17 protein-coding genes and 3 pseudogenes are annotated in these 17,624 nt (G+C 71.1%); 7 read left to right on the top strand and 13 right to left on the bottom strand.

Going from position 1 to position 17,624, the window contains the following annotated elements:
• Positions 1–10: 10 nt before the first annotated feature.
• On the bottom strand, positions 11–574 hold the full coding sequence (locus ACZ501_RS17280) for a papain-like cysteine protease family protein (RefSeq protein WP_468796277.1): 564 nt from the start codon (positions 572–574) through the stop codon (positions 11–13).
• 264 nt (positions 575–838) lie between these two features.
• A complete protein-coding gene (locus ACZ501_RS17275) occupies positions 839–1,834 on the bottom strand; it encodes a magnesium and cobalt transport protein CorA (RefSeq protein WP_468796276.1) in 996 nt (331 codons plus the stop codon).
• 123 nt (positions 1,835–1,957) lie between these two features.
• Between ACZ501_RS17275 and ACZ501_RS17270 the strand changes: the two genes are divergently transcribed.
• Entirely contained in the window at positions 1,958–2,362 is a 405-nt protein-coding gene (locus ACZ501_RS17270; RefSeq protein ID WP_468796274.1) for a DUF1622 domain-containing protein, read from the top strand.
• A gap of 252 nt (positions 2,363–2,614) precedes the next feature.
• Here ACZ501_RS17270 and ACZ501_RS17265 read toward each other — a convergent pair.
• From ACZ501_RS17265 to ACZ501_RS17245, 5 genes and pseudogenes are all read right to left on the bottom strand, one after another.
• Positions 2,615–3,164 (bottom strand): annotated as a pseudogene (locus ACZ501_RS17265) (transposase family protein); the annotation flags it as partial.
• Positions 3,165–3,213: 49 nt separating this feature from the next.
• Positions 3,214–4,596 carry a S41 family peptidase gene (locus tag ACZ501_RS17260; RefSeq protein ID WP_468796272.1) on the bottom strand — a complete coding sequence of 461 codons (1,383 nt, stop codon included), beginning with the start codon at positions 4,594–4,596 and terminating at the stop codon, positions 3,214–3,216.
• 203 nt (positions 4,597–4,799) lie between these two features.
• Positions 4,800–5,422: pseudogene (locus tag ACZ501_RS17255) on the bottom strand (transposase).
• Between the two features lie 73 nt (positions 5,423–5,495).
• On the bottom strand, positions 5,496–5,915 hold the full coding sequence (locus ACZ501_RS17250) for a DUF6841 family protein (RefSeq protein ID WP_361604041.1): 420 nt from the start codon (positions 5,913–5,915) through the stop codon (positions 5,496–5,498).
• A 73-nt stretch (positions 5,916–5,988) separates the two neighbouring features.
• Positions 5,989–6,945 (bottom strand): SDR family NAD(P)-dependent oxidoreductase, encoded by a 957-nt coding sequence (locus tag ACZ501_RS17245; protein ID WP_361604083.1) that lies wholly within the window; start codon positions 6,943–6,945, stop codon positions 5,989–5,991.
• Between the two features lie 129 nt (positions 6,946–7,074).
• Here ACZ501_RS17245 and ACZ501_RS17240 point away from each other — a divergent pair, with 129 nt between their 5' ends.
• On the top strand, positions 7,075–7,665 hold the full coding sequence (locus tag ACZ501_RS17240) for a TetR/AcrR family transcriptional regulator (RefSeq protein ID WP_468796270.1): 591 nt from the start codon (positions 7,075–7,077) through the stop codon (positions 7,663–7,665).
• Positions 7,666–7,918: 253 nt separating this feature from the next.
• Here the strand turns inward: ACZ501_RS17240 and ACZ501_RS17235 are convergent, their stop codons facing one another.
• From ACZ501_RS17235 to ACZ501_RS17215, 5 genes are all read right to left on the bottom strand, one after another.
• Entirely contained in the window at positions 7,919–9,637 is a 1,719-nt protein-coding gene (locus ACZ501_RS17235; protein ID WP_468796632.1) for an ABC transporter ATP-binding protein, read from the bottom strand.
• Positions 9,638–9,653: 16 nt separating this feature from the next.
• Positions 9,654–10,070 carry a lasso peptide biosynthesis B2 protein gene (locus tag ACZ501_RS17230; RefSeq protein WP_361604047.1) on the bottom strand — a complete coding sequence of 139 codons (417 nt, stop codon included), beginning with the start codon at positions 10,068–10,070 and terminating at the stop codon, positions 9,654–9,656.
• Between the two features lie 61 nt (positions 10,071–10,131).
• Positions 10,132–10,389, bottom strand: a complete 258-nt coding sequence (locus ACZ501_RS17225) for a lasso peptide biosynthesis PqqD family chaperone (protein ID WP_361604050.1) — start codon at positions 10,387–10,389, stop codon at positions 10,132–10,134.
• 4 nt (positions 10,390–10,393) lie between these two features.
• Positions 10,394–12,271, bottom strand: a complete 1,878-nt coding sequence (locus ACZ501_RS17220; protein ID WP_468796268.1) for a lasso peptide isopeptide bond-forming cyclase — start codon at positions 12,269–12,271, stop codon at positions 10,394–10,396.
• 149 nt (positions 12,272–12,420) lie between these two features.
• Positions 12,421–12,528, bottom strand: a complete 108-nt coding sequence (locus tag ACZ501_RS17215; protein ID WP_158688462.1) for a keywimysin-related RiPP — start codon at positions 12,526–12,528, stop codon at positions 12,421–12,423.
• Positions 12,529–12,949: 421 nt separating this feature from the next.
• On the opposite strand from ACZ501_RS17215, the gene mscL reads away from it, so the two are divergent.
• The 5 genes and pseudogenes from mscL (at position 12,950) to ACZ501_RS17190 (ending at position 16,899) form a co-directional block, all read left to right on the top strand.
• Positions 12,950–13,393: a large conductance mechanosensitive channel protein MscL gene (gene mscL / locus ACZ501_RS17210; RefSeq protein ID WP_468796266.1), complete on the top strand. Its 444-nt coding sequence runs from the start codon at positions 12,950–12,952 to the stop codon at positions 13,391–13,393.
• 297 nt (positions 13,394–13,690) lie between these two features.
• A pseudogene (locus ACZ501_RS17205) lies at positions 13,691–14,005 on the top strand (MFS transporter); the annotation flags it as partial.
• Positions 14,006–14,126: 121 nt separating this feature from the next.
• Positions 14,127–15,194, top strand: a complete 1,068-nt coding sequence (locus ACZ501_RS17200; RefSeq protein ID WP_468796264.1) for an MFS transporter — start codon at positions 14,127–14,129, stop codon at positions 15,192–15,194.
• A 324-nt stretch (positions 15,195–15,518) separates the two neighbouring features.
• Complete coding sequence (locus ACZ501_RS17195) at positions 15,519–15,755, top strand: hypothetical protein (RefSeq protein WP_361604062.1); 237 nt, start codon at positions 15,519–15,521, stop codon at positions 15,753–15,755.
• A 145-nt stretch (positions 15,756–15,900) separates the two neighbouring features.
• The gene (locus ACZ501_RS17190) at positions 15,901–16,899 is read left to right on the top strand and encodes an L-threonylcarbamoyladenylate synthase (protein ID WP_468796262.1); all 999 of its coding nucleotides are present in this window, start codon (positions 15,901–15,903) and stop codon (positions 16,897–16,899) included.
• Positions 16,900–17,028: 129 nt separating this feature from the next.
• Here ACZ501_RS17190 and ACZ501_RS17185 read toward each other — a convergent pair whose 3' ends face one another.
• Positions 17,029–17,598, bottom strand: a complete 570-nt coding sequence (locus ACZ501_RS17185; protein ID WP_468796260.1) for an SMI1/KNR4 family protein — start codon at positions 17,596–17,598, stop codon at positions 17,029–17,031.
• Positions 17,599–17,624 lie beyond the last annotated feature (26 nt).

Raw genomic sequence — 17,624 nt, 5'->3', positions numbered from 1 at the left:
GTCGCCTGCCTTAACGGGAGATGCCGATCCGGGAGTGGGTCCACTTGAACGAGCTGTTGCTGACGTAGTCGTTGTAGTTCCACCACGTGTAGGTGGCGGTGTCCGGCCACGGATCGCCCACGGCGATGGTGTTGTTGCTGGTGTCGAAGCCGTAGACGACGTTCATGTGGCCACCACCGGAGGTCCATCCGATGCGCGCCCCGAGGGGGCGGGCCGCCTTGACGTCGGTATAGACCTGGTTGAAGGAGGCGGCGCTGCTCAGGCCCGAGCCGGTGTGGGTCATGCCCAGGCTGCTCCAGCCCCTGGCCATGTCGTCGAGCGTGGCCGGCTGGTTGTTGCAGCCGTAGTAGGGCTGGGCCCGGTTGCAGAAGTCGCTCTGAGTGCTGCCGAGGCCCTGGAACTTGGCGATCGTCAGGCCGGAGGCGGCCCAGCACCACTGGGTCTTCTCCTGCTTGTACATGCCGATGTTGTCGTAGCCGGATTCCGCCTGGGCCGTGCCCGCGGCGGTCATGAGGAACCCCATGGCCGTCAGTGCGACGGCCGACGCTGCGGGAGTGAATGCCAATCCGCCCATCTTCCTGCCTTCCCGTTCACATGCGATGAATGCCGGGCGATCACAGGAATATGACAGCGTGGAATGACGTCGTCACATAGAGCCAGGACGAAAGTGTGCCTGCATGGGCGAATCCTCACATCAGTGCGATGATCGCCCACCTCGGCCGACGCGTCGGCCGCACGCGGCACGCGGGCCGAGGACAGGGCTCGCGGAGTCCGGTGCCGACGGGGTGGCCTGCACGCCTCGCGGGGAAGCTGCCTGGCGTGGGCCCGTGGGGGGCCGCTACAGCCAGCCGTTGCGGCGGAAGGCGCGGTAGAGGGCACCTGAGGACAGGGCCATGAGTGCCACGGCCAGCGGGTAGCCGTAGGTCCAGCCGAGTTCCGGCATGTGCTCGAAGTTCATTCCGTACACGCCGGCGACCATCGTGGGGATCGCGAAGATCGCCGCCCACGCGGAGATGCGCCGCATGTCGTCGTTCTGCCAGGTACCCACCCGGGCCTGCTGCGCGTCCAGCACCGAGTTCAGCAACTCGTCCAGAGTCCGCACCTCGGTGTCCGTGCGGTCCAGGTGATCGGCCACGTCCCGGAGGTAGGGCGCGATCTCCGACTGGTGGTCCTCCTCGCCCGGTCGGTTCAAGAGGCCGTGCACCACGGGGACGAGCGGCTGCACGGCATCGCGGAATTCGCGGACCTCCCGCTTCAGGGAGTAGATGGCCTCGGTGTGGTCGACGCGCGACACCGAGAAGACCTGGTCCTCCAGCCGGTTCAGCGCGGCCCGCACCCTGCCGGCCGCGTCGCTGTAGGCATCCACGGCGACGTCCAGCGCTGCGTGCAGGACGGCCCAGGGGCCCAAGCGCAGCATGTCCGGCTCCGCGGCGAGCCGCTGTGCGGCCTCGGCGCAGGGGTCGACCACCCCGTGGCGCACGGTCAGGACGCAGCGGCGCCCGATGAAGACCATCATCTCGCCGGTCTCCACCGCGCCCTGCTCCTCCACGTACCAGAGAGTCTTCAACGCGACGGCCAGGACATCACCGAACCGCTCGTACTTGGGCCGCTGCTGCGCGTGCAGCGCGTCCTCGACGGCCAAGGCGTGCAGGCCCAGCTCCTCGGCCAGCCGGACCAGCTCGTCCTCGGACGGATCATCCAGACGCACCCAGGCGAACTCGCCGTCCCCCAGTTCCCGCACCCGCTTGAGGACCAGGCCGCAGTCCGCCTCCGGCGCTTCGCACCCGACGCTTTCCGGCCGGCCGGAGTTCTTCTCGTACACCACGCATTCCATAGCCCGCTCATGCTTCACGAACCGGCCTTCATGCGCGGCTGCGGTCGGCTCGCGCTCACCGCCTTGCGGCGGCGGCCACCGGCCCGGCCGGTGTGCGGGCGGTGACACGGGTAAAGGGGGCACATGAACGCAGCAAGGGATCTGGTGTCCGAGGCAGGCGTGAGGGAGATGATCGGGTGGCTGGTGCACGTCATCGAGGCGGCCGGAGCGCTGATCATCTTCGTGGGTGCCGTGTGGGCCTTCGCGCGGTTCGTCACGACTGGTCTGCGCAGGCGCTCCCTCCTTGGCGAATTCAACAAAATCCGCCTCAGCCTGGGACGCTTCCTCGTCCTCGGGCTCGAATTCCAGCTCGCCGGCGACGTCCTGCGCACGGCAGTCGCCCCCAGCTTCACCGAGATCGGCCAGCTGGCGGCCATCGCCGCCATCCGCACGATCCTCAACTTCTTCCTCACCCGGGAGATCGCACAGGAACGCGCCGAGATCGAGCACGACCTGAAGAAGCCGACCCCGCGGGCCCCGACCCCCTGACGCCGCGCGAGCGTGCGGCGCCGCCTCAGGCCGACATGGGAGCACCCGCCGCGGTCCGTCCGTGCCGGCCGCCCGGGCCCATCCCGTGCCTCACCCCGACTGAGCACCATCGATCACCTCCCCGGCGCGAGGAATCGCCTACGACGGAGCAGGGGGCCGGTGTCAGCCGAACGCCAGGGCCCCAGCGGCGAAGGCCTGAAGGGTGTTGCACGAGGTCCGTCTCGGGCAGGCCGAGGTGGTGCTTGACCTGCTGAGACCGGTGCCCAGATAGGCGCCGTCCGCGATGACCGTCGTCCCGACGGCCTTGACGGGCAGGCCCGACTCCCGCCAAACGTGGGCATCGGCCTTGTTCCCGGGCGCCGGCCGGGGCCGAGACGACGACCAGAGGAGTGTCGACGTCGATGACGACCTGCACGTTTGCCGAGAACCGGTAGTTGCGGGAGGAAGCGCCGACCTGCCGGTCGCGGACCGGGATCAGGGTGCCGTCCACGATCCACAACCGCTCGACATCCGCGACGGGCCGCGGCGCCGGCTCCAACGCCAGCAACGGCCGGAGCCGCTGGATGACCCGGCAGACGGTGGCCGGGGAGATCCCAAAGAGCGGGGCGAGCTGTCGCATCGTGAGGTTCGTGCGGTAGTACACGGCCACCAGCAGCACCCGGTCCGCCAGCGGCAGGCACCACGGCCGACCCCCGCCCGGACCATTCCCGCCCCGTTCACGCACCACCTTCACCAGCTTGGCGAACCGGTCCACACACAAACCCGTGAACGTCTCCACCCACACCGGCTCAGCCCGCAACACCCCACCCGTACAGGCAAAATGCCCAGCACCGAGCCTTCTGCAACACCCTTTAGCCCCGCAGGATCTTCACAGCCCGGTCGAAGGCCGAGTCCTTGTTCCGGTCGAACTCCTCGGTGGTGAAAACCGGCTCAGTGAGGTGCGGCGGGATGCCCGCGCCGTCGAAGGTCCTGCCCGACCGGGTCAGCAGCTCCTCGTTCGGCAGCCAGACCGACATGCCGTTGGGGAGCTTGCGCACCATGATGTCCGAGAAGACGCCCTGCGTGGGCTGCCCGATCCGCACGGTCCGGCCGGGCCGGTCCATGAGGGCCTGGGTGAAGGTTTCTCCCGCGCTGACGGTCGAGCCGCCGGTCAGCACGGCGACCGGTCCGGTGTAGCGGGGGCCCTGGGCGGGCGTGACGTACAGGGGCTGGGGGCGCGTGTGCCGGGTGGGGTCCGCGGGATCGTTGCGGGCCCGCTTGGAGTAGGCGTGGTAGGGGGTGTCGGTCAGCCGCGCGGCGATGTGGAGCCCCATGGCGTCGGAGCCGCCGCCGTTGATCCGCAGGTCGATGACCAGGCCCTTCAGGTGCCGGATGCGCTCCTGGCCGAGAATCGTGTCCAGCGCCTTGTCGAGCTCGGCCAGCTCGGCGGCGTAGGGGGCCCCGTCACCCGCGTAGCCGCCGAAGCCGGAGATCCGCAGGTAGCCCTGCCCGCCGGGCAGGTCGGCGTAGGTGATCCGCCCGGCGGCGAAGTCCTGGACGTTCCGGGCGTTCTTGAGGTCGCGCTCCACGACGTACTTCTTGACCTTGGCGTCGAGATCCCGGTCGGGCCGCACGGTGCCCGGGCGGACCTGCGCGAAGCCCCGGTCGGGGTCACCGTCGCCGTCGCCGTCGACGTCCCAGACGGCGACGTGGGCGTCGTGGAGCGGCTCGACCATCTTGCTGAAGACGGCGAAGAGTTCGTCCGGGGTCGTCCCTTCGTGGACCGTGGGCCGGTACCGGTCGCGTACGGCGTGCCAGTCGATGCCCTTGGCGGCGAAGAAGGGGTAGTTCTCCTCGAAGGACTGCCAGAAGACGTCGAAGGAGGCGAGCGGGCCCTCGGGGGCGGAACCCGTGCAGGTGTCGGGCAGTTCCGTCGTCCGGCGCAGGCTCCGTTCGCCGACGTCACCGTCCAGCCGTACGAAAGCGCGGTCTCGGTCCCCGCGGGTGTGCACGGTAAGGACGGTGCGTCCGGGCGTGGTGTAGGCGCCGGGGCCGGTCCGCTGCGCGGTGTCACCCGCGATGCAGCTGACGGCGGTGGTCTGGTACTCCTGAAGGGTTCCGTTCCGGATGGACAGCACGAGGCCGTAGCCGTCGGTGCGCCAGATTCCGTCGGTGGCCGGCTGGTGGGCGGTGGCGGCGGGCGCGGCTGCGCCGACGAGGGCCAGGGCGACGGCGGTGGCCGTGACGATGCGCACGATCTTGCCTTCTCTGTAGGCGACTTGCTGGGTACCGCCCCACCGTCGCCGCCACGGGACCCACCGGGCAATCCGGCTGTCCGGCCGATCGAGGGTAGGGCCAGCCCCCGCTACCCGCGGTACCCGACCACACGCCTATGGGTTGTCCCGCAAATGATCTACGAGTCGTTTGGGCATAGTTGGCCGCTGTGCCGCGCGGTGGTCTATCCGGCGAGGGCGGGGTCGTGCGTCCGGGCGATGCCGACCATTTCGTGGTGGACGCCGTCGCCTTTGAGGCGGCAGTCGTGGAGGATCTTCCAGTCTTCATGCGGGCGAAGACGTGCTCGACGCGGGCGCGGACCTGCTTGTGGGACTTGTTGTGTGCCTCTTTCCGGTCCAGGAGTTCGGCTTGGCCGCGCTCACGGCGGTGCGGGGTGACAAGTCCGCTGCCCGGGTAGCCGCCGTCGGCCATCGTGAAGGTCTTTCCGACGGCGGCCTTGGTGCCGGATCTGCCTTGCAGTCGTTGCGGTTCCCGGCGAGCGGCCGGCCGATCACGACGACCAGGCGGGTGTCGCCGTCGATGACGACTTGGTGGTTGGTGGAGTAGCGGTAGTTCTTCGACCGCTCGGCGATGGCGGTGGTCGCGGGTGAGGACCGGGGTGCCGTCCACGATGAGCACGGTGTCCTTGGCAAACCGCTTGCGGGGCCGGAGCGCGAGCATCGGCCCGATGTGGTCGATGATCCGGTCCGCCGCCGACTTGGAGACCCGGAACGGCGGGACGAGCTGCCGCAGCCCGGGGAACGGGGCTACCCAGGACGGCTCATTCGCCGTGCTCACACCAGCCACTCTTGTGGCCGGGTCCTGTCGCCTCGCCGACTGGCGAGCGCACTGCGGGCGACCGCGCGGGCAATGTGCTCCGTCAGCCGGCCAGGATCACGGAGGCGACCGTCCGCCATCCCGCGTCGGTACGGACGGCCAGGTAGAGCACGCGGACACGCTGGAACTCCCGCCCCTGGCTGTCCTGGCGCGCCCAGGTCACCTCGATGTGCGCGGCCCGCTCGTTGAGCACGCGCACCACCGGGTCGAGGGCCTTGCTGCCCCCGTAGTCGGCGTCGCGCAGTGCGCGCAGCTCGTGGGCGAGTCCCTGGGAGAGCGCCTCGGCGGAGGTGAGAACGGTGTGGGCCGTCCCCGTGGTCATGCTGATCGGCACTGAGAAGTAGTCGAGGAGCGGCGCGGGATCGGTGCTCCCCTTTGCTGCCAGTCCGATGAACGTCTCGACGTAGCTGTCGAACCATGCCTGTGCTTCGTTCGCGACGGTGGCCAGATCGGTGTGCGTCATGATTTTTTCGTGACCCTTCTTGCAGAGATTTCAGGTGCGGGTTTCTTGGAGGGAAGTGCGCTATGCCGCCGTGTCACCGGTTCGCGAACGCGTTGGTGCCGGTCAGCTGGGCGGACAGGGTCCACAGGCGTGCGGCCTGTTCGGGGTCGACCGCGTAGGGCCTGACTCCGGGTGCGTCGTCCTCGGAGAGCGGGGCGATGTCGCAGTCGTCCAGGTAGACGCCGCCCATGTGGGCCAGCTGCGGGGAGGTGGCCGCCCAGACCTGGGTGGCGGCACCCTGTTCGGGGGTCTTGAAACCGGGAGCCGTGTTGCCCTGGTCGTCGATCCAGCCGAAGGCGATCATCTCCTCGCGGGTCATGTGCCGCTGGAGCGGGGTCATGACGGCACCGGGGGCGACGGCGAAGGCCCGCACCTGGTGCTCGCGGCCGAGGGCGTCGAGGTGGACGGCGAACAGCGCGATCGCGGTCTTGGACTGTCCGTAGGCGACGGCCTTGTCATAGTCGTTTGCGAACATGACGTCGTCCCAGCGGATCGCCGAGTAGCGGTGTCCGGCAGAGCTGAGCGCGACCACGCGCGCGCCGCCGTCGGCTGCCAGGGCGGACAACAGCCGGTTCGTGAGTGTGTAGTGGCCCAGGTGGTTGGTGGCGAACTGCGCCTCCCAGCCGGGTCCGAGGCGGGTCTCGGGCAGGGCCATCACGCCGGCGTTGTTGATGAGGATGTCGATGCTGCGGCCGGTCGCCAGGAACTCGTCCGCGAAGGTGTGCACGCTGGCCTGGTCGCCCAGGTCGAGACGGCGCACCTCGACCCCGTCCACTGCGGTCAAGGCTTCCGCGGCCGCTTCCGGGCGGCGGACGGCTGCGACGACAGTCGCGCCGGCGCCCCGCAAGGCGCGTGTGGTCTCCAGCCCCAGTCCGGAACTACCGCCGGTCACGACAGCGAGCTTTCCGGTGAGGTCGAGGCCGGCCAGGACGTCGGCCGTGGTGTTGCGGGCCCCGAAGCCGGAACCGATGGGCTGCTGTGCTGTCATGATCGCCAGTCCTTGCGCGTGGAGCGTCACGGTCGACGCCATAACCGGGGAGTTCCCCGGTTAGCCATCACGGTAAGCGGGGAACTCCCCGGTTGTCCAGATAGACTGGTCCCCCTGCCGAAGGGAGCAGCCTTGACCACCAAGCCGAGCGTGTTGCGCGCCGATGCCCGCCGCAACCGCGAGCGCATCCTCGAAGCGGCCGTGCGCGCCTTCTCCGAGAAGGGCCCGGACGTCGCGATCGACACGATCGCCAAAGCCGCGGGCGTCGGCTCCGCCACGCTCTACCGCCACTTCCCCACACGCGAGGCGCTTGTCGAGGCGGCCTACCGCAACGAGCTGGCCCGTGTCTGCGACAGCGCCACGAACCTCCTCGCCGACCATGCGCCGGACCGGGCGATCCGCCTGTGGATGGACGACTTCATCGACTACCTCACTGCCAAGCAGGGCATGGCGGACGCACTGCGGGCCGCGGCCGCATCCGGTGCGGACCCCTTCGCCGAAACCCTCGACAAGCTCGCCACCGCCCTCGGCACCCTGCTGAACGCGGGCGCCGACGCCGGTCTCCTGCGCCCGGACGTCGACCCCATCGATGTCGGCTTCGGCCTGGCCGGCATCGGGCTGATCACCAGCGCTCCCGACCAGCGTGAACGGGCCGGACGCCTCCTCGACCTGCTCCTCGACGGCCTCCGGTACGGAGCGGACGGGTCGGCGTCCAGCCCGTGACCCGGCTTCGGCCGCAATCCCCGCCGGGTTTGTGACGTCAGCAGCCCCGACCGCGCCGAGGCCCTCTGTGATCATGAAACCTTCCTCCGCCGGTGCGGCGACGCCCAGGACCCCGGCTTCCAGCAGGGCTCCCCACCCACGAACGACTTCCGGCGCAGAGCCCGCCCCCGATCCGGAGAGCTCGCTGCTCGGCGTGATGTACGGCGGCCATTCGGTCGACACCCCCTATGTGACGTGATCGCACTGCCGACGCTCACCGGCCGTTCAGCAGCTGGGTGGTGGCCAGTTCGCGGTAGAGGGCGTCCGCCGTGAGGAGTTCGGCGTGGGTGCCCACCGCCCGGACGCGGCCCGCCTCCATCACGACGATGCGGTCGGCCGTGGTGACCGTGGACAGGCGGTGGGCGACGACGAGGACGGTGATGCGGCCGGCGATGTCGGTGACGGTGTCGCGCAGTGCCGCCTCGTTGGCCGCGTCGAGCTGCGAAGTGGCTTCGTCGAGCAGCAGCAGTCTCGGGCGGCGCAGCAGGGCCCTGGCGATCGCGACGCGCTGGCGCTCTCCGCCCGAGAGTCTGCTGCCGCGGTGACCGACGTCGGTATCGAGGCCATGGGGCAGGCGGTCCGTCACCGCGTCGAGGCGGACGAGGCGCAGGGCGTGGCGGAGTTCCTCCTCCGTGGCGTCGACCGCGCCCAGCGTCAGGTTCTCGCGCAGGGTGCCGGCGAGGACGGGTGCGTCCTGTTCCACGTATCCGATGGCGGCGCGCAGTTCGGCCAGGGGCCACTGCCGCACGTCCTTCCCGTCCAGCAGTACGTGCCCGTCGTCCGGCTCGTAGAAGCGTTCTATGAGGGAGAAGACCGTGGTCTTGCCCGTGCCGGACGGGCCGACGAACGCGGTCAGGCCGCCGCCGGGAACGGTGAAGGAGACACGGTGGTGTACCAGCGGCAGCCCGGGGCGGTAGGCGAAGCGGACCTCGCGGAAGGCCACGCGGGCGGGCAGCGGATCGCCTTGCGACCGGCTCTTACCCCCTCCCTCCAGGCTCTCGACCTCCAGGCTCTCGACCTCCAGGATCCGGGCAGCGGCGGCCGATCCGATCTGGAACTGGGCTACCCCTTCCACCAGTTGGCCGATCCGGGGGGCGAGCGCGAAGAGGTAGAGGAGGAACGCGACCAGGGTGGAGACCCCGATGGCGCCGGAGGTGACGCGCGCGCCCCCCACCCCCAGCACGACCAGGAAGCAGACCTGGACCACGACCGCCGAGAGGGTCGCGGACACCGCTTCCCAGGCGGCGGCGCGGACACCGGTGCACCGGGCGTGCTCGGCTGCCCGGTACAGCGCTTGCGCCTCCTGCTGTTCGGCACCCGACGCCTTGATCGTACGGAAGGCGCCCAAGGCGCGTTCCAGCGAGGCGCCCATGCGGCCGACCGCCTCCTGCGTGTGCCGGGTCGCCCGGCCGATCCGCGGGGAGACGACGGCGACGACGACGCCGACGAACGCGATCACACCGAGCGTGACCCCGAGCAGCACGGGGTCGAGCAGGCCCATCATGACCACCGTCGCGAGGGTGATCAGGGTGCCGGTGACCGCGGCCGACACCGCCCGGGGCGCGCTCTGCCGCAGGAGCGCCGTGTCGGAGGTGACGCGGGAGATCAGGTCCCCCGGTTCGGTGCGCTCCACCACCGGTACGCGCAGCGCCAGCAGACGGTCCGTCAGGCGACGCCGGGCGGTGCAGACGACGGACTCCGCGGATCGGTCGAGCACGTAGTGCCCGAGGCCGGCGAGGATCCCGCCCGCCGCCACCAGCACGCTCAGGGCGACCACGGGGCCGTACGCCGGACCTCCTCGGCCCATGTCGTCCATCACCTGTTTGGCCGCCAGGGGCTGGGCCAGGCCCAGCACGCTCCCGAGCAGACCCAGCAGGACACCCGCACCCATGCGGCCGCGCTGAGGTCGCAGGTGCCCGATGAGGGCGTGCATCGCAGGGGGCACGGGCTCACTCCACCGCGAAGAAGCGCTGGAAGTATCCGGCCGGCGTGCCCTCGCCGACCGCCGTGCCCTCGGCTTCCACCCAGGCGTGCGCGGCGAACGGAGGGCGGGTGCGCACCCCCACGCACCAGGCGGGCCACTGGCCGCGGCAGCGGCACAGCAGCACCGTGGCCAGCGACCGCGGCAGGCAGCCCTTGTGCCCGCCCGCGGCCAGGCTCACGGCGAGCACCGTCTCACGGGCCGCTTCCGCCTCGGTCAGCGTGGCGGGCCGGGATCCGCGGCGGAGCAGGGCCAGCACGGCCCGGATCCGCCGGGGCGGCAGGGTGGCCAGCACGTGGGCGCAGCCGATCACGATGCGCGCCCCGAGGCGGCGGGCCAGGGGGACGGAACGGGGGTGGTAGGGAACGGCTTCCGGGGTCGACATCTGTGGTCCCTTCAGCGGGGGCGACCGGCGGTCCACGGCACGGCCCGGCGGCCGTGGCCGGCTACGGGGTGATGAGCCCTGCGGAGCGGAATTCCTCGACGATGCTCATGACGTCCTGTGCGGCCACGTCGGTGTCCACGCCCTCGTACCGTTCGACGAGGGCCGCTGCCGCGCGTTCGGTGCCGTGCCCGTCCAGGAGCTCGCGGAGCACGACGGCCGCCGTGGGGTTGAGGGTCCAGTACTCAGCGCTCTTCTGATCGAGCAGGGCCATGCCGTACTCGGTCTCGGTCAGCAGGACCCCGGGCTTCAGCGTGCACATCGGATCACCTTTCCCGTTCCGTCAGGGGGCGCCGCCTCGGGGACGGCGTCATTTCGCGGGAGCGCAGCCATACCTCGCAGGCCACCGTCGGGTGCAGCAGGTAGCTCTCGCTCTCGGCCGACAGGGCGCGGCGGCACCACTCGCGCAGTGCCTTCACGTCGACGAGACCCAGCCGGGCGAGGCGCGACTCCTCGCACAGGGCCAGCAGGCGGGCGCGGTGGCGGCGCAGCCCCGCCTCTTCCTCGAAGGTGGCGTTGGCCTTGGTGCCGCGGGTGCGGCTGGCCTCGGGGACGATGCCCCGCATGGCCTCGACGATCAGCGGCTTGTACCGCCACGGAGTGATCCGCTCCTGCGGCCGCACGGCGAGGGCCGCCTCGATCACCCGGTCGTCGTAGTAGGGGGCCGCGACCGTGATGCCCAGCGGGGCGGCCATCTGGCCGATGTGCCGGGTCCATTGGGAGATGCCGTCCATCGCGGCCATCTCCCGGTGCTCGCCGTGCCCGCGACCACGGGGCTCGGCGTCCGGGAGGTGGCTGCGGAGCAGCTCGCGCACCGCCTCCACGGCCTCGGGCGTGGCCCAGCCGGGCATGCGGGGCGGCGCCGACCAGTCGAGCAGCGGTTCGTCCGCCGGGGCCGGGGCAGCGTCCAGGTCGCGGGCGACCCGGCCGAGCCAGGCGCGGTAGGAGCGGCGGTCCAGCAGCTGGCGCAGCACGCGCCATCGGGACCACTGGTACTTCGCGGTGTATCCGCGCAGGTCCCGGAGCGCGGTGAGGGGATGCGTCCCCATCAGCGCGTGCAGGCGGGCGGGCGCTCCGGCGAGGAGCTCGTCGCCCCCCAGGCCGGTCAGGTGCAGGCTCGATCCGCGGGCCGCCGCCAGGGCGACGATGTGCATGCGGCGGTTGCGGTCGACCGTGAGGATGCTGGGGGTGTCCAGGAGGTCGTCGAGTACGTCGATCCCGTCGAAGGTCATGGCCAGTTCGGCCGCCGGGACGACGTGGTGCTCGACCGTTCCCAGGGCCTCGGTGGTCCGGCGCGCCCAGTACACGTCGTCACCCAGTTCGTCGTGGATGGCGGCGGTGTACGCCGCGACCTTCGCGTCCCCGCGGGCGGCGGCGCAGCACACGGCGGTGGAGTCGAGGCCGCCCAGGTCCGCTGTCACCAGCTCGCGCCCGCATGTGCGCGTGGCGACGGCGGCGGTCAGCGCCTCCCGGAAGCGCACGGCGCCTTCGGCCAGGGACAGGTGGGGCTCGGGCGGCGACCACCAGCGGGTCTCCCGCGCCCGTCCGTCGGGGTCGAGCGTGAGGTAGTGGCCGCCGGGCTGGGCGTGTACGCCCTTCCACATCGGGGAGCCCGACAGCGGGTGTGGCACGCCCAGGGTGAGCAGTTCGAGAGCGAGCCGGCGTTCGTCGAGGGGGGCGCCGACCAGTTCGGCGAGGACGTCCGCCCGGTCGGAGGCCAGGCTGACGCCGCCGGCGGCCGGGAGAGCGGCATCGGTGAAGAACACCCGCCTGATACCGACGACGCCGCCCTGGACCCGGACCCGTCGGTCGCGGCTGGCCACGAGGTGGAGGCTGCCGGCCCAGGTGGCGCTGATGCGGTCGAGCGTCGACAGGGACGTGCCTTCGACGGCTGCGGCGGCGCGCCGGGCCGCTTCGGCGGTGACGGAGTGTTCGCCGAGCACGGCGATGCGGGTTCCTCCGCACTCCCCCACCACCATGCCGGAGGGTGTCCAGCGCCCCACGAGCCAGGGGCGTCCGGATCGGTGGCGCAGAGCCTGCTCGGCGTGGGCGAGCGCGTGGGCGGCGACGGTGGCGGCCGCGTCGGTGTCGGGCAGGACGACGAACCAGGTGGGCAGGGCCTGGAGTGACAGGGAGTCTTCCACGACTACGGCCTTCGGTCGGCGATGCGCGGGGAAGCAGGCGGCCGGGAGGCAGGCGGCCTGGCGGGCGGATGGCCTGGCGGGCGGCGGATGGGGGCCGCCGCCCGCGGGCCCGGCCGCCGCCGATACAGCGGCGCGGCCGGGCCCTCATGTCAGAGGAGCTGCTTGCCGCCGAGGACGTCCTTGGGCCCCGTGTTCTTGATCCCGGTCACCTTGCGGAAGCTGCCGGCCTTGGTGAGGGTGGGGCGCTCATACGTCATGGTCGAACTCCTTTTCGCTGTGGGGACGTGTGATCTGCATGCGCATGCGGCGGTTTCCGATCCGGAGATCGGCCATTCCGCTTTGACCACGCTACGTAGGACGAGCGGATCATCACAGGGCGCTTCCGGGTTCGCTCGCTGTGCGCCCACGGCGCTCAGGCGGTCCCGCGCGCCGTCGAACGGTTCCGTCCGCCGCCTCTTTCGAGGACATCCGACCGCATGCGCCCCGCCCGTACCACCAGGGACGCAAAAACATACTTTTCGGCGGCGCGCGGACCCGCACCCCCTGACGGCGAACAGCGCCGCAACCCGCCCTCGCACAGGCATGGGTGAGGCGCGACAGGGCATCCGGGGCGATGGGGGCGGGCCGGCTGCGCCGTTGAGCCGTCCGTCGACGTCAGGGTCTGCGAGGGGTGAGAAGGTGAAGGGCTTCCGCAGCTTCATCCTGCGTGGCAACGTGGTCGACTTGGCCGTCGGCATCGTCATCGGAGCGGCGTTCACCGCGGTCGTCAACGGCTTCGTCGGCGCCTTCCTGACACCGCTCGTGGGGCTGGCCACCGGCGCCGCCGGCGACATGAGCCGCAAGACCTTCACCGTGGGCGCCACGGAGTTCCCTTATGGGGCCTTCATCAACGCGTCGATCAGTTTCCTCCTCCTCGCCTGCGCCCTGTACTTCCTCGTCGTACTCCCGATCAACAAGCTTCACGAACGCCTCGCCCCGCACCACGACGTCCAGGCCCCCAAGCGGGACTGCCCCGAGTGCCTCAGCCCCGTCCCCGCCCAGGCCCGGCGCTGCGCCTCCTGTACTGTCCCCCTGCCCGCGGTGCCCGCCCAGGCCGGGGAGACAACCCAACGCGCCGGATGACGCCTCTCACAGGGAGAACACCTCCTCTTCCGCGCAGCCCGCGCCATATTGCGTTGCAGGGATGTCCGGACACGTCTTGACCTCGTGTGGTTCCGTCGGTGCCCGTTCCGGGGCCCGGCGCCGTGTTTCGAGGTGATGACGTATCTCCCAGGCCAAGTAAGTAGCCGCTCGTTCCGAGGCTCTTTCCGGTTGCCCGCGAAGGCGGGCTTCCGACGCATGCCTCGACGGCGGTGCTCCCCCATGGCCTGGGTTCGTTGCACCCTGCTTTCCCCTGTCGCGCCGTAGGCGTGCCGGGGCATGCCCAGGCCTGCCCCCGCCCCCTATTCCTTCTGTACGCGAACAGGAATCTTCCTCGTGTCAACCGACACCCATGCCCACGGCCACCCACGCCCCACGGGGGCCGGCCGTGCCGCCACGATCATCCTGGTCGTGGTGCTGATCGCCGAGCTGATGAACGCGCTCGACGGCTCGATCGTCCACACCGCCCTGCCCTCCATCCAGGCGGACACCGGCGCCTCCAGCGCCGCGGTGCAGTGGATCCCCGCCGCCTACACCCTCACCTTCGCCCTCGCCCTGATCACGGGCGGGCGCCTGGGTGACCTCTTCGGGCGCAAGCGGGTCTTCATCGCCGGCACCGTGCTGTTCACGCTGGCGTCGCTGCTGTGCGGGACCGCGACCGGCCCCGAAGTTCCTGGTGGCCGCGCGGGCCCTTCAGGGCGCCGGGGCGGCGGCGATGGTGCCGCAGGTCATGGCCACCATCGCGGTCACCTTCCAGGGCGAGTCGCAGGCCAAGGCATTCGGCATGTACGGCATGATCATGTCGCTCGGCGGCGTCCTCGGGCCCGTCCTGGGCGCCGTCCTGACCTCCGCCGACATCGCCGGTCTCGGCTGGCGGGCGACCTTCCTCATCAACCTGCCCATCGGCCTGGCCACCGTGCTCCTGGCCCTCCGGTTCCTCCCCGAGTCCCGTGAGCAGCAGGCCAGGCGTCTGGACCCGCTGGGCATGCTGCTCTCCAGCGGGGGTCTGCTGCTGCTCGCCTACCCGCTCACCGTGGGCGGCGAGAAGCACTGGCCGGCGTGGAGCTTCGTCATGCTCGTCGCGGGTGCCCTGGTGCTGGCGGCGTTCGTGGCCCAGCAGCGGGCGAAGGCCCGCAAGGACGGCTCCGCCCTGGTGGCGCTCTCGCTGTTCCGCAGCAGGGCGTTCGCCGGCGGGCTCGCCGCCCAGCTGGTCTTCGGCCTGGTCTCCGGCGTGTTCCTGCTGACGTGGGTGCTGTTCATGCAGTCCGGCCTCGGACTCTCGCCCGGGCAGTTCGCTCCGGCGTCCGTCGCCATCTCCATCGGCGGCATGGCCGGCGCGATGCTCGCCTCCAAGTGGGCCGGCGCCCATATGCGGCGCGTGCCGCAGGCCGGGGCGGTGCTCATCGCCGCAACGCTGGTCGGCTACCAGCTGCTGGTCTCCGCCCAGCAGACCTCGATGCCGTTCACGGCCGCCGTCGCCCCGATGATCCTCGTCGGGGCCGGCTTCGGCATGGTCGGCGCGGGTCTTGCCGGTCTCACCCTCAGCCAGGTCGGCCATGAGGACGCAGGCTCTGCGGCGGGACTGTTCAACACCGCCATGCAGCTCGGCACCGCACTCGGTATCGCGATGGCCTCCGTGGTGTTCTTCGACCGCGCCCCCGCGGGAAGCCACGGCACCACCGTGACCGAGGCGTTCGCGGGCAGCGTCTGGTACGTCGTCGCCGCGCTCGCGGTGATGTGGGCGCTGATGTTCCGGCTGCCCAGGCCGGTCAAGGCCGCCTGAACCACCGTCGGCGGCCCCACCCTGCCCCTTGCCGGGCGGGGCCGCCGCCCCCCTCGCGGCTTGAGCACGCTCTCCGGCCCGGATCCCCCCCTGTTCCGCCCGTCCTCGCTGTGAGGTGATGACGTAGCTCCCAGGCCTGACAGCCGTTGCTTCCCGGCCCGGTCAGCACCCCCGCGGTGCCGTACCCGCGTGCCCGCATCGACGGCACCCCCTTCCTCGGCCTGGGCCCGCTCCTCCTCTTCCTGTGCGTAGTCGGCGTACGCGGCCCCGGCGTGCCCGTACCCCGGATCTCACCGGAAGCTGGAGCTCTCCTGGGCCCTGTTCATGCAGGACGGCCTCGGCCTCACCCCCGGCCAGGCGGCTGCCGGTTTCGTCGCGGCCTCCCTCGGCGAGACGGGCACCGCCCTGACCACCCTGGTCCTCTTGACCCACATCAGCGCCGGCGCCCGCGGCCCCGCCGTGACCACCGCCTTCGCCACCGGCCTCCGGTACGTCGTCGGCACCCTCCTCACGATGTGGGCGCTGATGCTCCTGCTGCCCAAGCGGGCCCACGCCGGCTGACGGGCGGCGTGCGGCCGTTGTCCCCGGCGCCGCGGTGACGGCTATCATGCGTCCGGACTCACGCGGTGCCGTCGGCCTTGCTTCGCTGTCATACGCCGAGGGGACCACGCAGTGTGGAGTGCGGGTCAGTGAGAGGCTTGCGAGGGTGACGGCAAAAAGCAGTGACATCGAAAAGGCAGCCGGTGTGCTGCGCGCCGGAGGCCTGGTGGCCCTCCCGACCGAAACCGTCTACGGCCTGGGCGCCGACGCCGAGGACCCGGCCGCGGTCGCAAGGATCTTCCAGGTCAAAGGGCGCCCGCCGTCCCACCCGCTGATCGTCCACATCGGCGGCGCGGAGCAGCTGGCCGACTGGGTCGAGGACGTGCCCGCGACCGCGCGCCTGTTGGCCGGACACTTCTGGCCGGGGCCGCTGACGCTGGTCCTGCGACGCGGTCCCCGAGTGCCCCTCGAGGCGACGGGCGGCCTGGAGACGGTGGCCGTGCGCGTGCCCGACCACCCCGTCGCACTCGCGCTGCTGTCGGCCTTCGGCGGCGGTGTCACGGCCCCGTCCGCCAACCGCTTCGGCTCGGTCAGCCCCACCACGGTGGACCACGTCCGTGCCGAGCTCGGTGACGCCGTCGACTTCGTCCTGGACGGCGGGCCCTGCGAGGTCGGCGTCGAGTCGACCATCGTCGATGTCACGGGCGAGATCCCGAGCGTCCTGCGGCCCGGCGGGGTGACGAGCAAGGACCTCGAAGCGGTGCTGGGGTACCCGCTCGCGGTCCCTACGACGAGCCGCGTCCGGGTGCCGGGCCAGCATCCGTCCCACTACGCGCCGCGGGCGCGGGTGGTCCTCGTCGAACCCGAGAAGGTCGTCGCCGAAGCGGAGCTCGCGCAGGAGCTGGGGCACCAGGTCGGCGTCTTTCTCCCCGCCTCCTCCGCCGGCGCTCCGGTGAAGGCGCACGCCGTGGTGGCGGTCCCCGGTTCGATGGCCGCCTACGCGCGCGGGCTGTACGGGTTCCTGCGCGAGCTCGACCAGCAGGGGTGCGACCTCATCGTGGCGTCTCTGCCCGTGGAGGACGGGCTGGGGCTCGCGATCGCCAACCGGCTCCGCCGCGCCGCCGGGCCCCGGCCCTCCCCCACCGGCAGCGCCCCTCGTCACTGAGCTCTTTCAGAGTGGCCACTGATCGAGTCCGCAGCCGTCCTCACCCTGGAACGTCAACGCTGGTGCATCTCACGGCCGTCCCAGGGTGAGGACGGATCGGCAAGGGCCGTCATCCGGCCGGGAACCGTCTCACGACCAGACAAGTCGACCTTCGGTGACCCGACAGACCGGGTAGCTTCCATCGGCGATCCTCGTCAGCGTCTCCGCTACGGAGTCGAAATACCGGGCCATCGATTCGTACTCGCCCGTGACCGTGGGAGCACCCACGAACCAGCGGCCGACGCGCCCGTCCCGCACATCGATGAACTTTCCCGTCCAGCCGTCCCGGTCCGACAGGAACGGGATCCACTCGTTACGCCAGAACGGGTGGTCCGGCTGGTCCGGAGGGTCGAATCCGCAGGAGCTGGAGCGGTTCGCGTAGAGCCTCTCCATCGCCCGGATGCCCAGAAAGAAGCTTCCCTCGTCTGGAAACCCGTCGAAGCCGCAGCACATCACGTCGTCGTCGAAATCTTCCTCCGGCAGATCCAGATTGTTCTGCAACAGCCACGTCCGCAGGTCCCCATGAAGGGAGATCCCCATCCGTTCCTCGGCTGCTGCGAGCATCTGCTCCGTAGCGGGCCCCGGCAGATCCGCGTGATCGGCCGGCGCGTGCTCCCGAAGAAGACCCATCACGCGCGACCAGCTCTCAGCCACACTCATCGCCCTCTGGCCTCTGGCCTCTGTCC

This window comes from Streptomyces sp. NPDC034085 (assembly GCF_055575555.1).
The sequence above is the reverse complement of the archived record's forward strand: the minus strand, read 5'-3'. Positions and strand labels throughout refer to the sequence as shown.

Excerpts from the sequence above, each read along its gene's own strand:
- ACZ501_RS17280 (WP_468796277.1), bottom strand. The coding sequence starts at position 574 with ATGGGCGGATTGGCATTCACTCCCGCAGCGTCGGCCGTCGCACTGACG.
- ACZ501_RS17275 (WP_468796276.1), bottom strand. The coding sequence starts at position 1,834 with ATGGAATGCGTGGTGTACGAGAAGAACTCCGGCCGGCCGGAAAGCGTC.
- ACZ501_RS17270 (WP_468796274.1), top strand. The coding sequence starts at position 1,958 with ATGAACGCAGCAAGGGATCTGGTGTCCGAGGCAGGCGTGAGGGAGATG.
- ACZ501_RS17250 (WP_361604041.1), bottom strand. The coding sequence starts at position 5,915 with ATGACGCACACCGATCTGGCCACCGTCGCGAACGAAGCACAGGCATGG.
- ACZ501_RS17235 (WP_468796632.1), bottom strand. The coding sequence starts at position 9,637 with ATGCACGCCCTCATCGGGCACCTGCGACCTCAGCGCGGCCGCATGGGT.
- ACZ501_RS17230 (WP_361604047.1), bottom strand. The coding sequence starts at position 10,070 with ATGTCGACCCCGGAAGCCGTTCCCTACCACCCCCGTTCCGTCCCCCTG.
- ACZ501_RS17225 (WP_361604050.1), bottom strand. The coding sequence starts at position 10,389 with ATGTGCACGCTGAAGCCCGGGGTCCTGCTGACCGAGACCGAGTACGGC.
- ACZ501_RS17215 (WP_158688462.1), bottom strand. The coding sequence starts at position 12,528 with ATGACGTATGAGCGCCCCACCCTCACCAAGGCCGGCAGCTTCCGCAAG.
- ACZ501_RS17200 (WP_468796264.1), top strand. The coding sequence starts at position 14,127 with ATGGTGCCGCAGGTCATGGCCACCATCGCGGTCACCTTCCAGGGCGAG.
- ACZ501_RS17195 (WP_361604062.1), top strand. The coding sequence starts at position 15,519 with ATGCAGGACGGCCTCGGCCTCACCCCCGGCCAGGCGGCTGCCGGTTTC.
- ACZ501_RS17185 (WP_468796260.1), bottom strand. The coding sequence starts at position 17,598 with ATGAGTGTGGCTGAGAGCTGGTCGCGCGTGATGGGTCTTCTTCGGGAG.